Origin of the sequence: Paraburkholderia sp. MM5496-R1 (assembly GCF_050436205.1) — a bacterium.
Lineage (GTDB): Bacteria > Pseudomonadota > Gammaproteobacteria > Burkholderiales > Burkholderiaceae > Paraburkholderia > Paraburkholderia tuberum.
This window is the reverse complement of the sequence record NZ_JBNDLT010000003.1, coordinates 1907292-1921994: the sequence shown is the minus strand read 5'-3', so window position 1 is coordinate 1921994 and position 14703 is coordinate 1907292. Positions and strand designations below refer to the sequence as shown.

At 63.6% G+C, this 14703-nt stretch carries 13 protein-coding genes; 1 reads left to right on the top strand and 12 read right to left on the bottom strand.

Annotated elements, in window-relative coordinates; all coding sequences use genetic code 11:
• Positions 1 to 114: 114 nt before the first annotated feature.
• The 7 genes from OKW38_RS35075 to OKW38_RS35045 form a co-directional block, all read right to left on the bottom strand.
• Positions 115 to 1740 (bottom strand): 3-(methylthio)propionyl-CoA ligase, encoded by a 1626-nt coding sequence (locus tag OKW38_RS35075; RefSeq protein ID WP_429365183.1) that lies wholly within the window; start codon positions 1738 to 1740, stop codon positions 115 to 117.
• 49 nt (positions 1741 to 1789) lie between these two features.
• On the bottom strand, positions 1790 to 2146 hold the full coding sequence (locus OKW38_RS35070) for a Rieske (2Fe-2S) protein (RefSeq protein ID WP_090810467.1): 357 nt from the start codon (positions 2144 to 2146) through the stop codon (positions 1790 to 1792).
• 32 nt (positions 2147 to 2178) lie between these two features.
• On the bottom strand, positions 2179 to 2745 hold the full coding sequence (locus OKW38_RS35065) for an RBBP9/YdeN family alpha/beta hydrolase (RefSeq protein ID WP_429334187.1): 567 nt from the start codon (positions 2743 to 2745) through the stop codon (positions 2179 to 2181).
• 18 nt (positions 2746 to 2763) lie between these two features.
• Entirely contained in the window at positions 2764 to 3612 is an 849-nt protein-coding gene (locus OKW38_RS35060; protein WP_429334188.1) for a TauD/TfdA dioxygenase family protein, read from the bottom strand.
• A gap of 10 nt (positions 3613 to 3622) precedes the next feature.
• Positions 3623 to 4603 carry a quinone oxidoreductase family protein gene (locus OKW38_RS35055; RefSeq protein WP_090809459.1) on the bottom strand — a complete coding sequence of 327 codons (981 nt, stop codon included), beginning with the start codon at positions 4601 to 4603 and terminating at the stop codon, positions 3623 to 3625.
• A gap of 107 nt (positions 4604 to 4710) precedes the next feature.
• Positions 4711 to 6033 carry an MFS transporter gene (locus OKW38_RS35050; RefSeq protein WP_090809457.1) on the bottom strand — a complete coding sequence of 441 codons (1323 nt, stop codon included), beginning with the start codon at positions 6031 to 6033 and terminating at the stop codon, positions 4711 to 4713.
• Positions 6034 to 6187: 154 nt separating this feature from the next.
• On the bottom strand, positions 6188 to 7243 hold the full coding sequence (locus tag OKW38_RS35045; RefSeq protein WP_090809455.1) for a 3-keto-5-aminohexanoate cleavage protein: 1056 nt from the start codon (positions 7241 to 7243) through the stop codon (positions 6188 to 6190).
• A gap of 243 nt (positions 7244 to 7486) precedes the next feature.
• On the opposite strand from OKW38_RS35045, the gene OKW38_RS35040 reads away from it, so the two are divergent.
• Positions 7487 to 8488, top strand: a complete 1002-nt coding sequence (locus tag OKW38_RS35040; RefSeq protein ID WP_090809453.1) for an AraC family transcriptional regulator — start codon at positions 7487 to 7489, stop codon at positions 8486 to 8488.
• A gap of 87 nt (positions 8489 to 8575) precedes the next feature.
• Here OKW38_RS35040 and phaC read toward each other — a convergent pair whose 3' ends face one another.
• From phaC to OKW38_RS35015, 5 genes are all read right to left on the bottom strand, one after another.
• Positions 8576 to 10318, bottom strand: a complete 1743-nt coding sequence (phaC, locus tag OKW38_RS35035; RefSeq protein WP_429365182.1) for a class I poly(R)-hydroxyalkanoic acid synthase — start codon at positions 10316 to 10318, stop codon at positions 8576 to 8578.
• Between the two features lie 14 nt (positions 10319 to 10332).
• The gene (locus OKW38_RS35030; protein ID WP_429334190.1) at positions 10333 to 10803 is read right to left on the bottom strand and encodes a MaoC family dehydratase; all 471 of its coding nucleotides are present in this window, start codon (positions 10801 to 10803) and stop codon (positions 10333 to 10335) included.
• 84 nt (positions 10804 to 10887) lie between these two features.
• Positions 10888 to 11835 carry an electron transfer flavoprotein subunit alpha/FixB family protein gene (locus OKW38_RS35025; RefSeq protein WP_429365181.1) on the bottom strand — a complete coding sequence of 316 codons (948 nt, stop codon included), beginning with the start codon at positions 11833 to 11835 and terminating at the stop codon, positions 10888 to 10890.
• Between the two features lie 77 nt (positions 11836 to 11912).
• Positions 11913 to 12662, bottom strand: a complete 750-nt coding sequence (locus OKW38_RS35020) for an electron transfer flavoprotein subunit beta/FixA family protein (protein ID WP_429365180.1) — start codon at positions 12660 to 12662, stop codon at positions 11913 to 11915.
• A gap of 71 nt (positions 12663 to 12733) precedes the next feature.
• Complete coding sequence (locus OKW38_RS35015; protein WP_429334192.1) at positions 12734 to 14536, bottom strand: acyl-CoA dehydrogenase; 1803 nt, start codon at positions 14534 to 14536, stop codon at positions 12734 to 12736.
• Positions 14537 to 14703 lie beyond the last annotated feature (167 nt).

Below are 14703 nucleotides of genomic sequence, written 5' to 3'. Positions count from 1 at the left end.
CGCAAAAGCCGATGCTGCGGTCGCTTCAAATGGTTGGTGGTTTTGTGTGCGCCGGGCGTACCCGGTCGCGTTGTTGTTGCGTGAATCGAACTGCGTTGCTGCGAAAGCCGTGCGTCAGGGCAGGTAGTAGTTGCCGAACTGATCGCGTAACTGGTTCTTCAGGACCTTGCCTGTTGCGCCGATAGGCACCGTGTCGACGAACACCACTGCATCGGGGGTCCACCAGCGCGCGACCCGGCCGTTGAAGAAGGACAGCAGTTCGTCGCTGGTCAGCTCGCTGCCCGGCTTTTTCACGACCAGCAGCAGCGGCCGTTCGTCCCACTTAGGATGCCGGGCGGCGATACACACTGCCGTCGAGACTTCCGGATGCAGATAAGCGACGTTTTCGATCGCCGCCGAACTGATCCATTCGCCGCCCGACTTGATCACGTCCTTGCTGCGATCGGTGATCTGCATGAAGCCGTGCCGGTCGATCGTCGCGATGTCGCCGGTCGGAAACCAGCCGTCGCACAATGGCGACTCGACGTCGGCGCCGAAGTACTGCTGCGTGACCCAGTGACCGCGCACCTGCAGATCGCCAGCGCTCTCGCCGCCCCACGGCAATTCATTACCGTGGGAGTCGACGATCCGCATGTCGATGCCGAACAGCGCGCGTCCCTGCTTCGCCTGAACCTTATACTGATCTTCCATCGGCAGCGACTGCTGATGCGCCTTGAAGCTGCAGACCGTGCCGATCGGGCTCAATTCGGTCATGCCCCACGCGTGCAGTACCTCCACCCGGTGGCGCTTCTGGAACGCCTCGGTCATCGCGGTCGGACACGGCGCCCCGCCGATCACCGTGCGTCGCATCGACGAGAAGGTCCCGCCCATCGCATCGACATGCGTGAGCAGTCCCTGCCACACCGTCGGCACGCCGGCCGACAGCGTCACGTGTTCCGTTTCGATCAGTTCATAGAGCGACTTGCCGTCGAGCGCCGGCCCCGGAAACACCAGCTTCGCGCCGACCATGCAGGCGATGTAGGGCAGTCCCCACGCGTTCACATGGAACATCGGCACGACCGGCAGGATCACGTCGCGCGCGGAACAGTTCAGCGAATCGGGCAGCGCCGCCGCGTAGGTGTGCAGCACGGTCGAACGATGGCTATACAGCACGCCCTTCGGATTGCCGGTGGTGCCCGACGTGTAGCACAGCGACGACGCGCTGTTTTCATCGAGCAGCGGCCATTCGAAAACGTCGTCGTGCAGCTCGAGCAGATCCTCGTAGCACATCAGCATGCCGCTCAGGTCGTTCGCTTGCGGCATGTGCGCGCGATCGGTCATCGCCACGAATACTTTCGGGCTCTTCACCCGGGGCGCGACGCTCTCGATCAGCGGCAGAAAGGTCAGGTCGAAGAACACGACACGATCTTCCGCATGCTCGATGATGTACGCGAGCTGGTCGACGTGCAGTCGTGGGTTCAGCGTATGCAGCACGGACCCGGAGCCCGACACCGCGAAATAGAGCTCCATGTGGCGATAGCCGTTCCACGCGAGCGTCGCGACGCGCTCGCCCTGGCCGACGCCGAGCGTCGACAGCGCATTGGCCATACGGCGCGCGCGCTGCGCGAGGTGCCGATACGAATAACGATGGATGTCTCCTTCCACGCGTCGCGACACGATTTCCTGTTCGCCGTGATGGCGCTCCGCGTGTGTGAGCAGCGCGGAAACCAGCAGCGACTGCTGCATCATCAAGCCTTGCATCTTTCCGTCTCCTGATTGGTTGTGGCGTCTCGGGCCCGGCCTACCGGCCTTACGTTGCCGCGCTGCCGGCTCGCGCTTGCGAGGGCGTCGGGTTCGGCGCGTCGAGACTCACCACCACCTTTGAATCCACTATGTCGACCGGGAAGGTCGTCACGCTCAATCCGCCTGTTCCCGCCATGCAGCCCGTGCGCACGTCGAAGCGCAGACCGTGCGCCGGACAGCGCAACATGCAGCCTTCCAGCTGGCCGCTCGACAGCGCGGCCCCGTTGTGCGGACATGTGTTGTCGATGGCGTGAAGCGAGCCTTCGATGTTGAACAGCACGATGCTGCGGCCATCGATGAAGGCCAGCTTGCGCTGGCCCGGCGCGAGCTCGCCGGCAACACCCACCACGATCCGACGCGACATCCCAGACTCCTTCTGATCCGACGCGGGCCGCGTCACATCAGTACCAGGCGGCGAATCAACGTCTCCGCCATCGGCCATTCGCCAAAGCCCGAAGCAGGGTTGAGGTGCCCCACTTCGCCGAGATCGACGAGGCGGCTGCCCCAGTCCTGCGCCATCTCCTGCACCCGCTCGAACCGCCCGAGCGGATCGTTGCGGCTAGCGCCGACGATGCTCGGAAACGGCAGCGGCTTGCGCGGAATCGGCAGCCAGCCGTTCTGCTCGAGGGTATCCAGCTCCGGATAGCCCGCCGGCATCGGCGTCTCGAGGTCCGCGGGCGCCGCGAGCAGCGCAGCGTGAATCTCGCGCTTGTGCTGCGCCGCCCATTGCACGGTGATCATCACGCCAGCGCTATGCGCGACCAGAATGACCGGGCCGTCGATCCGCGCGAGCGTGGCATCGAGCGCCGCGACGCGTGCCGCGCAACTGAGCTTGTCGTGCTCGAGCGGCGGCACCGACAGCGCTTTCGGCAGCCGTTGCTGCAGCAGGGTTTGCCAATGCTCCGCGACGTGGTCACGCAGACCCGGAACCATCAGAATGGTCGGTTTCAATTCGTAATTCATGGGAAGCTACCTGCTAGTTCAGTACGGCTTGTCGCCGACGATGCCGGCGCGCTCCATCTTGCGGTGGCACGGCGGGTAGTCCATCACCGCATAGTGCTGCGTGCTGCGGTTGTCCCAGATCGCGATGCTGTTCTTCTGCCAGCGCCAGCGCACCTGGTACTCGGGGATGTACGCCTGGCTGATCAGATAGCGCAGCAGATCGCCCGCGCCCGGATTCGCGTCCTGCCCGAAGCGCACTCGCTCCGGCGTATGAAAGTTCGTGAAATGGCTCGTGAAAGCGCTCACGAACAGCACCTTCTCCTCCGTTTCCGGATGCGTGCGCACGACCGGATGCTCCGCGTCCGGAAATTGCGCCTTCAGCGCGAGACGCTTTTCGATCGGCATCGCGGCACCGAAGCTCGCCTCGATGCTGTGGCGCGCGCGCAGGTCCGCGATCTGAGCCTTCACGTACGCCGGCAGCTTCTCGTAGGCGAGGACCATGTTCGCCCACATCGTGTCGCCGCCGACGGGCGGACACTCGACGCAGCGCAGCACGGCACCGAACTGCGGCGCTTCGCGCCAGGTGGCGTCGGCATGCCACGCGTTTTCGTAACGGTCGTTGGGCTGATCCGGGGTCTTGTAGATACGCACGAGGCCCGGATTTTCCGGATCGCTGCCCGCGACCGGATGGTCTTCCAGTTCGCCGAAGCGGCGCGCGAACGCCACGTGTTCGGCACGCGTGATGTCCTGGTCGCGCAGGAACAGCACCCGGTGCTTCAGCAGCGCCGAGCGGATTTGGGCAAACAGGCCATCGTCGTAGACGGCGTGGGCGAGATTCACCCCTATCAGTTCGGCGCCGATCGAGCACGTCAGTTGTTCGACTCGCATGGCTAGCTCCTTAGATGACGAAGATCGACGAACCCGTCGTCTTGCGCGATTCCAGATCACGATGGGCTTGCGCCGCATCTTCGAGCGCGTAGCGCTGATTCAGCTCGATCTTGATGCGTCCCGAGGCGATGAGCCCGAAGATTTCGCCGGCAAGCTCGTCCTTCTCGGCTGGGTCGGCGATGTAGTCAGCCAGCGCCGGGCGGGTCAGATAGAGCGAGCCTTTCATAGCCAGCAGTTGCGGATTGAACGGCGGGATCGGGCCGGAGGCCGTGCCGACGCAAACCAGCAGACCGCGGCGCTTCAGCGAATCGAGCGAAGCCTCGAAGGTGTCTTTGCCGACGCTGTCGAACACGACGTTCACGCCGACGCCATCGGTCAGTTCGCGCACGCGCCTGGCGACGTCTTCGTGGCTGTAGTTGATGATGTGATCGCAGCCGTGCGCGCGAGCCACCTCGCCCTTGGCCTCGTTCGAAACCGTGCCGATCACGGTCAGACCCAGCAGCTTCGCCCATTGCGAAACGATCAGGCCGACACCGCCGGCGGCGGCATGCAGAAGGATCGTGTCGCCCGCCTTGAAGTCGTGAATGCGGCGCATCAGATACGCGCAGGTCAACCCGCGCATGGTCATGCCGGCAGCCGTTTCGCAGTCGATCGCATCGGGCAGCCGGATCAGCGGCGCGGCCGGAATCAGGCGTTCGGTGCTGTACGCGCCGAGCGTGTTGAGGAAGCCCGTGTAAGTCACACGATCGCCCACCGCGACGTTCGTGACGTCCGGGCCAACGGCCTCGACCACGCCCGCGGCCTCCACGCCCATCCCCGCGGGCAGCGGGACCGGATACAGGCCGCTGCGAAAGTAGGTGTCGGCGAAATTGAGGCCCACCGCCTGATGGCGCAGGCGAACCTGACCGGGACCGGGGTTGCCCACTTCGACGTCCTCGTAGCGCAGCACGTCGGGACCACCGGTTTCATGAAAGCGAACTGCCTTTGCCATGTTGACTCTCCAATTCTTTACTTGATCTGCACTTTGCAGAATTCGTTGCGCCAGCGGCGCAGTTACAGGTTCGGTGCTCCGCGCCGTCCGCGCGGCGCCATGCGATGTCAGCGTGCGGCCTGCTCGCGCAGCGTGTTCAGCCGATCCAGATCGCCCGAGTAGTTCCGTTTGCCGATCATGAATGCGGCGGCCGCGACGAGCGGTGCGAACGGCACCAGTTGCAACGCGCCAAGCAGTCCGATCCGATCGGCGATGATCCCCGTCAGAACAGCCGCCGGCGCGAGGCCCAGCAGGTTGTTCGCGAGCGTCAGGGTCGCAAACGCCGAGGCGTGAATCGTCGGCGGCGTGAGGTTCGCCACCATCGCACCCGACGGGCCGCTCGCACCGGCGCAGAAGAACATGCCGGCGCCGATCACGACCAGCTGCCACGGCCCCGCGGGCATCCGCAAGCCAATCGCGAGCAGAACGAAACAGGCGAGGCAGAAGGCGATTGCGGCGCTCCACTTGCGTTCCCGCATGTTCTTGCTGAGCCGGTCGGCGAGGTTTCCGCACACCACCATGCCCACCCCGGTCACCAGCACGAACACCGCCGCGCACATCGCAGCCTTGCCGGTGGCCATGCCGTAATAGCGATTCAGGAAGCTCGGCATCCATGCCCACACAGCGGCGGGAACCAGCAGATGGAGGCCGCTGCCCACATAGGCGCACACCACGGACTTCGTCGAAAACAACCCCTTCATCAGCGCGCGCAGGCTCATGCACATGCCGCGCGATTGCGCCTGCCTCGTCACGCTCGCCGGCTGCAGCGGCACAAGACGCTTTTCGGTGACGACGAGGCGGTAGATCACGACCAGCACGACCCCCATCGCCGCCATGGCGCCGAATGCCGAACGCCAGCCGAGGTGAGCCGCTACCGCGCCGCCGAGCGCCATGCCCAGCACCGAGCCGAACGCGCCGCCCGCCATGAAGGTGCCGGTCAGCGTGGAGCGCAGCCGGACCGGAAAGATGCTCAGAACAACTGCGATACCGACACTGCCATAGGCCGCTTCGCCGATTCCGACAAAGGCACGCGCCAGCAGCAACTGCCCATAGTTCGCCGAGATCGCGCAGCCCACCGTCGCGAGACTCCACATCGCCGCCATCAGTACGATGCTCTTCACGCGGCCCCAGCGGTCGGCCAGAACCGACAGCGGGAACGTGAGCACACCGACCATCAGCGCGACCACGCTGCTGAGCGAACCCAGCTGCGCGTCGGACAGATGCCATGCCGCCTTGAGCGGCGGAAACACGGCATTCAACACTTGCCGCGACATATAGTCGGAAAGCAGCAATCCGACCGTCAACGCAAACACCACCCACGCATAAGCGCGCACGTCCGTCTGAGCTGCCGAAACTTCGCCCGTCGTGGGCGCTGCATGCTGAACGAGCATATTTTGTCTCCTTCCACGCTGACTCCCTGGCGGCCGCCTTGCCCGCATGGGCCGACGACTGTTATGGATTCAGCTATCTGCTCCCCGCTATGCACCGGAAGCGTTAGCCATGAAGCCCGGCCTCGGCCAATGCGCCGGCCCGGGCTCCTGGTGATCACGCCGCGCGAAGCGGCAGGTTCCTGACACCGGCCTGGCGGTTCGGCGCCATGCCGTTGGCGACCAGCGTCTCTTCGACCGTCTCGTACTGCACACCAATACGATAGATCTCGCGCGCTTCTTTGCCAGTGGCAATTTCGCGTCCCAGTTCGCGCGCGACGCGCACGCACTGCTCGATCTGCTGCACCGACGTGAAGCGCTTGCCGTGCTGATCGATGATCGTGTCCTCGATGCCGCAGCGCGGATGCAGGCCCATCGACATCGCCATCATGTTGAACGGCAGCACGTTCTTCAGCAGCGACTCGGCGGTGAGCGTGCAGCCATCCGGCGCGCGATGCACGAAGTTGAAGAAGTTGAATGGATTGGGGCCGTCGAAGCCGCCACCGATACCGATCCACGTCAGGTTCAGCGGGCCCTTGTAGACGCCCTTGCGCACGAGGCGTTCGAGCGTTTCGAGCGCGTGAATGCCGGTGAGCTGGAAGTGCGGCTGGATGCCCGAAGCCTGCAGGCGGCGCAGGTGTTCCTCGACCCAGGCGGGGCCGGCCGGCACCGTCATTTCACTATAGGCGGCCATGAACCCGGGGTTGGAAAGCGAGGTGCCTGCCAGATACTCCGGATAGAGCAGCTCCATGATGTTCATTTGCGTGGTGTTGATCGCGACCGTCACCTGATCGGGCTTCGGATCGAGATCGGCCAGCATATGACGCGTGTCGTCGGACAGCCACTTCGCGGCTTGTCCGTCGTCTTCCGGTGCAAACGAGATCGAGCCACCGACCTGAATGATCATGTCGGGCACTGCCGCGCGCACACCCGCGATCAGTTCGTTGAACTTCGACAGGCGCTTCGAGCCCTTGCCGTCCAGTTCGCGCACGTGCAGGTGCAATACCGTGGCGCCGGCGTTGTAGCAATCGACGGCCTTCTGGATCTGCTCGTCCATCGTCACGGGGATGTCTTCCGGGAAGTCCTCCGGCATCCATTCCGGGCCGTAAGGGGCGGTGGTGATGACTACCTTGTCCTGATTCTCAGGGTGCAACGAATCGTCGAGAAATTGCATTTGTTTGCCTCCATCCAGTTTTGAAGTGACGGTGTTCCGCTATCGCGAGGTCGCATGAAAACTTGCTGGAACACATCGAACGACATGTGCCCACAATACGGCAATCGCGCGCTACACTTTTATGATTGGACGCCAACCTTTTAGCGATTCGTGCCACTGCGCGTTAACACCAATAATTGCGCGAAGCAAGTGTTTAATGACTAGAAAAAATACTCAGCATGTGAATCGTCCGGAGAAACTACGATGGAAACGATGGTGACGTCGGTAGCCATGAGCGGCTATTTCGAAGTGACGCGACGGCTTGGACTCAATCCGGTCGAGCTCGCGAAGCAGGCCGGCATCGACGCCGGCGCGCTCGCGAATCCGGACGATCGCGTATCGGCCACGGCCTGTTGCCGGCTACTGGAAATGACGGCCGAAAAGGCGTCGTGCCCGACCCTCGCGCTGCAAATGGCGGAAACGCGGCAGACCTTCGGCAGCGGCGTGATCAATGTCCTGCTCGCGCACAAACGCACGCTGCGCGAAGTGTTGCTGGCCGCGGCCGAATACCGCCATCTGCTCAACGAAGCGCTGGCGGTGTACGTCGAGGACGCGGACAATACGGTCACCATTCGGGAGGAACTCGTCGTCGAACGGGGTACCCCGACAAGGCAGGCGATCGAACTGGCGCTCGGTGTCCTCGCGCGGCACTCCGGTGCTCTGCTCGGCAAGTTCTGGAAACCGCGCGAGGTCCACTTCACGCATCCGGCGCCCAAAGACCTGACGTTTCATCGACGCTTCTTCGGCTGTCCGCTGGTGTTCGGCAGCGACTTCAACGGGTTCGTCTGCGCAAGCGCCGATCTCGACTACCCGAATCCACTGGCCGATCCTGAACTCGTGCGCTATGCGGAAAGCCTCGCCTCTCCGCTGAACGTGAGCGCCGCGGAATCGGCCGCGCTGGAAGTGCGCAAGGCGATCTACCTGCTGCTGCCGCTCGAGCAGGCGAACGCCGAGCTGGTTGCACGTTATTTGCATCTGAGCGTGCGCACCATGCAACGGCAGTTGAATTCGGCCGGCACCAGCTTTTCGGATCAGGTCGAGGAAGTCCGCGGCGAACTCGCCGTGCGCTACATGAGCAATCCCACCTATCCGATCGGACGGGTCTCGGCGCTTCTCGGCTACGCGCAACAGGGATCGTTCACGAACTGGTTCGTGTCGCGCTTCCACATGACACCGCGCGACTGGCGCGCGAGCCATGCGAAGTGACGGCCGGTGGCAGTGAAGACAAAAAAACGGAGGGTGATGCACTGAGCATCACCCCCCGTTCTTGCCGCACCCGCTATCGCCATCCGATCACTCGGCGCGAAGCTTCACATAGCGCCCCGGTGCGCTCTCGATTGCCTTGTACTTCCTATTGCCGAGCTTCGTGCGTGCCTCGACCTGCTCGCCGGAATGCTGCTTGACCCAGTCGATCCAGTGATTCCACCAGCTGCCGCGCTGCTGAACCGACGTTGCGAGCCACTCGTCGGCGTTCTCGTCGCAGGTATCGTTGGTTCGGTAGCTGCGCTTGTTCTTCGAGGCCGGATTGATCACACCCGCGATATGGCCGCTTGCCCCCAGCACGAACTCGGTTTGACCGCCCACTAGTTGCGTCGACTGATAGGCGGACCGCCACGGCACGATGTGATCTTCCTCGGCCGCCATCAGATAGCTTGGAATATCGATGTTGCCGAGATCCACCGGCGTGTCGCAGAACTTCAGTTTGTTCGGCACGCGCAGACTGTTTTCGAGGTACATGTTGCGCAGATAGAAGCTGTACATCGGACCGGGCAGATTGGTCGTGTCCGCGTTCCAGTACAGCAGATCGAACGCGGCCGGGGTTTTGCCTTTCAGGTAATTGTTCACGACATACGGCCAGATCAGATCGTTGGCACGCAGCGACTGGAATACGAAGCCGAGTTCGCGTCCGGGATAGAGCCCGCCGCCACCGATCGCATGCTCGCGCATCGCCACGCCCTGCTCGTCGATGAACACGCCGAGATCGCCCGGGTCGGTGAAGTCGAGCAACGCCGTCAGCAGCGTCAGGCTGGCCACGGAGTCGTCGCCGTTCGCACGCATGACCGCCAGCGCCGACGACAGCATCGTGCCCCCCACGCACCAGCCCAATGCATTGACCTGGTCGGCCCGGCTAATCGCACGCGCGACGCTGATCGCCTGCATCACGCCGTCCTCGAGGTAGGCGTCCCACGTGGTCTGCGCCATGTCCTGCTGCGGGTTGCGCCAGGACACGACGAACACCGTCAGGCCCTGCTCGCAGGCGAAGCGCACGAAGGAATTCTCCGGCTGCAGATCCAGGATGTAGAACTTGTTGATGCACGGAGGAACGATCACGAGCGGCCGCGCGGCGACCTTCGGTGTCAGCGGCTCGTACTGGATCAGCTGAAACAGATCGTTCTCATAGACCACCGCGCCACTGGACGTGGCAACGCTGCGGCCCACTTCGAACGCGCTTTGATCGGTGATCGAAATCGAGCCGCTGCCCAGATCGTCGAGCAGATGCGTGACGCCCGCGAGCAGGCTCGATCCGCCCGATTCCACCGCCGCCCGGAGGACTTCGGGATTCGTCGCGACGAAATTCGCGGGACTGGCGAAGTCGATGAACTGGCGCATGAAAAAGCGCAGCTTGTGCTTGCCCTTTTCGTCGAGTGCGCTCGCCTCGACGAACTCCGCGAGTGCCCGGGCATTGATCAGATAGCTCTGTTTAAGAAGGCTGTACCAGCCGTTGCTGGACCAGTCGTCGGCGTGAAAGCGCCGGTCTCCCTGCTCGGGCTCGGCGACCGCCTTCAACTCCGTGCGCCCGCCGATCAATCCGGCGACGGCGTCGCTCCACAGTTGCGCCTGCTGTTGCAGATAGTGGGCGCTCGTGTGGGTCACGGAGCCTCGCGCAAACGGCCCGTTGAAATCGAAGTCCGAGCCGTCGGTGTCAGGCACCGTCGTCGCGTATTCATCCTTGACCGGCGAAAAACGCCATAAATCGAAGCCGGCATTGACCCAGCCCGTGGAAAACTCGTGTGGCATGCTGAATGGCATTCTCATGGCGGGGCTCGCTATCATGCTTTGCTGACGGCGCAAGCCGCGTCCTCGACGACACGGTCGCGGCAGGTTGTCGGCATGACCACGGCGTCGCCTTCGATCACCACCTTGCCGCCAACCGTGCACACGGTGGACAGCACCACGCGGCGCTTGTCGTGAATCAGTTCCTTGACGGTCACTTCGGCCTGCACGGTGTCGCCGGGTCGAACCGGCGACTTGAAGCGCAGGTTCTGGCCGAGGTAGATCGTGCCCGGGCCGGGCAGCCGCCCCGCGATCGCCGCGGAGATGATGCTGGCGGTCAACATGCCGTGAGCGATGCGCCCCTTGAAGGGTGTGGTTTGCGCAAACTCCTCGTTGATGTGAACCGCGTTGATGTCTCCCGACGCGCCCGCGAAAAGCAGAATGTCCGCCTCCGTGATGGTCTTGGCGAACCGGGCACTCATGCCCGGTCGCAGGTCTTCGAAATCGTATCCGTTAAGCTCATTCATGATTATTCCGCTTGCTGGGCGCGCATTTGCCCTCTCTTCTGGCACGTACTGCGCGTTGTGCCGGACGCTAACCGCTGGATGCGGTTAGCCGAGCGCCTGCTCGAGTTCCGGCACGAGGGTGAACAGATCGCCAACGAGGCCGTAATCGGCGACGCCGAAGATCGGCGCTTCTTCATCCTTGTTGATCGCGATGATGACCTTCGAGTCCTTCATGCCGGCCAGATGCTGGATCGCACCCGAGATGCCGACTGCGACGTACAGTTGCGGCGCGACGATCTTGCCGGTCTGGCCGACCTGATAGTCGTTCGGCACGAAGCCCGCGTCGACCGCCGCACGCGATGCGCCCAGTGCCGCGCCGAGCTTGTCGGCCAGCGGTTCCAGCACCTTCGTGTAGTTTTCGCCGCTGCCCAGACCCCGGCCACCCGACACGATGATCTTCGCGCTCGTCAGTTCCGGACGATCGAGCTTCGTCACTTCGCGGCTCACGAACTGCGCGAGGCCTGCGTCGGCTGCCGCTTCGATCTTCTCGACCGCTGCGCTGCCGCCAACGGCTGCGACGGCATCAAAACCGGTCGAGCGCACGGTAATGACCTTGATCGGATCAGCCGATTGCACGATCGCGATTGCGTTGCCCGCGTAAATCGGACGCTCGAACGTGTCGGCGCTATCCACTGCCGTGATGTCGCTGATCTGCGCGACGTCGAGCTTCGCGGCGATACGCGGCGCGACATTCTTGCCGTAGGCGGTAGCCGGCGCGAGGATGTGCGTGTAGTGCTTCGCCGCATCTTGCACGAACGTCAGGACCGTCGCTTCGACGTTTTCCGCGAGGCCTGCGGCCAGTTGCGGCGCATCGGCGAGCAGCACCTTGCTGACACCAGCGATCTTCGCGGCGGCATCGGCCGCGCCCTGCGCGTTATGTCCCGCGACCAGCACGTGAATATCACCGCCGATCTTCTGTGCCGCTGCGATCGTGTTCAGCGTCGCGGCCTTGATCGACGCATTGTCGTGTTCTGCAATTACCAGGTTCGTCATTTGCTCTGTCTCCGTGTCGACTGGAGTTAGCGCTTTAGCGCTTACTCCAGTCCCATGCAACATAGTTGCCGTTCTACTTAAAGCACCTTCGCTTCGGTCTTCAGCTTCTCGACCAGCGTCTTCACGTCCGGCACCTTCACACCGGCGGAGCGCTTCGGCGGCTCGGCGACTTTCAGCGTCTTCAGACGCGGCGTGACATCGACGCCGAGGTCTTCGGGCTTGACCGTTTCCAGCGGCTTTTTCTTCGCCTTCATGATGTTCGGCAGCGTTACGTAGCGCGGCTCGTTCAGGCGCAGATCGGTCGTGACCACGGCGGGCAGCGTCAGCGACAGCGTTTCCGCGCCGCCGTCCACTTCCCGCGACACCGTCGCCTTGCCGTCCGCCACGACAAGCTTCGACGCGAACGTCGCCTGCGGCAGATTCGCGAGCGCGGCGAGCATCTGGCCGGTCTGATTGGAGTCGTCGTCGATGGCCTGTTTGCCGAGGATCACCAGTTGCGGCTGCTCCTTGTCGACGAGCGCCTTGAGCAGCTTGGCGACGGCGAGCGGCTGCAGGTCTTCGTTCGATTCGATCAGGATCGCGCGATCCGCGCCGATCGCGAGCGCGGTGCGCAGCGTTTCCTGCGCCTGCGCAACACCGGCCGACACGGCGATCACTTCGGTCGCGACGCCCGCTTCCTTCAGACGCACCGCTTCTTCAACCGCGATTTCGTCGAACGGGTTCATCGACATTTTCACGTTCGCGATATCGACGCCCGTACCGTCCGATTTCACGCGGACCTTCACGTTGTAGTCGACCACTCGCTTGACTGCTACAAGAACTCTCACGACACTCTCCTTCCCACACCGATAGGGCCGAGCCCTACCGCTTTGAATGACACATTACGTCCGTTGATCGATCAGAACTGGTCTTCGCGCAGCGCCAGCGCGCCTTCGCCATCGCGAGCACCGCGAACCGCCGCTTCGAGCGCGATTGCACGAGGCAGCACCTGCGTCGCGTAGCTATGCGCGGTCGCGATCTTCGCGTCATGGAAGGACGGATCTTCGTCGCGCTTGTCGGCCGCCAGCACGAGCGACCGTGCCACTTGCCAACCCGCGAGCACGATACCCGCGAGCATCAGATAGGACACACTGCCGGCGAACACCGCATTCGGGTCGCTTTTGACGTTCTCGACCACGTAGCGCACCGCGCTGTACAACGCCTCGCGGCCGGCGGACAGATGACGATGCATCGCCTGAAAAGCCGCGCTCGAACCATACGAGGGGTGCGCTTGCACCGCGGCCAGGGTCACGTCGATCTGCGCGAGCAGCATCCCGGCCACCTCGCCGTTGTCGCGCATGGTCTTGCGGCCGACGAGGTCGTTGGCCTGGATCGCCGTCGTGCCTTCGTAGATCGGCAGAATGCGCGCATCGCGGTAGTACTGCGCGGCGCCGGTTTCCTCGATGAAGCCCATGCCGCCGTGCACCTGCACGCCGAGACTTGTCACCTCCAGCGACATCTCCGTGCTCCAACCCTTCACGATCGGCACCAGGTATTCGTAGATCGCCTGATGATTCGCGCGCGTCGCGCCGTCCGGATGACGATGCGCGAGATCGCAATGCGACGCCGACACATAGGCCAGAGCGCGTGCGCCTTCGGTCAGCGCGCGCATCGTCGAGAGCATGCGCCGCACGTCGGGATGCTGGATGATGGCGACCGACTGCTTCGCGGAGCCATCCACGGGACGGCTCTGCACGCGCTCCTTCGCATACGCGACGGCCTGCTGGTACGCGCGATCCGAGATCGCCACGCCCTGTACCCCCACGGCGAAGCGCGCGGCGTTCATCATGATGAACATGTACTCCAGACCGCGGTTCTCCTCGCCGACGAGCTGCCCGATCGCGCCGCCGTGATCGCCGAACTGCAGCACGGCGGTCGGGCTCGCCTTGATGCCGAGCTTGTGTTCGATCGATACGCAGTGAACGTCGTTGCGCTCGCCGAGCGAGCCGTCTTCGTTGACGAGGAACTTCGGCACGACGAACAGCGAAATGCCTCTCACGCCTTCAGGCGCGCCCGGCGTGCGTGCGAGCACCAGATGCACGATGTTTTCCGTCATGTCGTGCTCGCCCCACGTGATGAAAATCTTCGTGCCGAAGATCCGGTACGAGCCGTCGCCCTGCGGCTCGGCGCGGGTGCGCACGAGCGAGAGGTCGGAGCCGGCTTGCGGCTCGGTCAGATTCATCGTGCCGGTCCAAACACCTGCGATCATCTTCGGCACGTAGCGCTGCTTCAGCTCCTCGCTACCCGCCGTCAGCAGCGCTTCGATCGCGCCGTCGGTCAGGAGCGGGCACAGCCCCAGCGACAGGTTGGCGGCGTTGAGCATTTCGATGCAGGGCGTCGACAGCAGCTTGGGCAGATCCTGACCGCCGTATTCAGACGGATGTTGCAAACCCTGCCAGCCGCCTTCGCTGAACTGGCGAAACGCGTCCTTGAAACCGGCCGTGGCGGTCACCACGCCGTCCTTCCAGGTGCTCGGGCTGCGGTCGCCGTCGACGTTCAGCGGCGCGAGCACGCCTTCGTGCAGCCGCGCGGCCTCTTCGAGCACCGCACGAGCGGTGTCGGCGGTTGCGTCCTCGCAGCCGGGCAAGCCCGCCAGTTGGTCGATTCCGGCCAGTTCCGTGAGTGCAAACAACATTTCTTTGAGAGGCGCGACGTAGCTCATTACCATTCTTCCGATCAGATAGTCCGTAGGGAAAGTCACCCGTCTGGCACCGATGCGGCCGGGGTAACGTATGGCTGAATCGTAGCGTCGGACAGGCCCTGCCCGGTTGTCCAAACCGGACGATCTATTGACATCTCTGGCCACGTCGGAGGGAGTAAGCGCCCCGT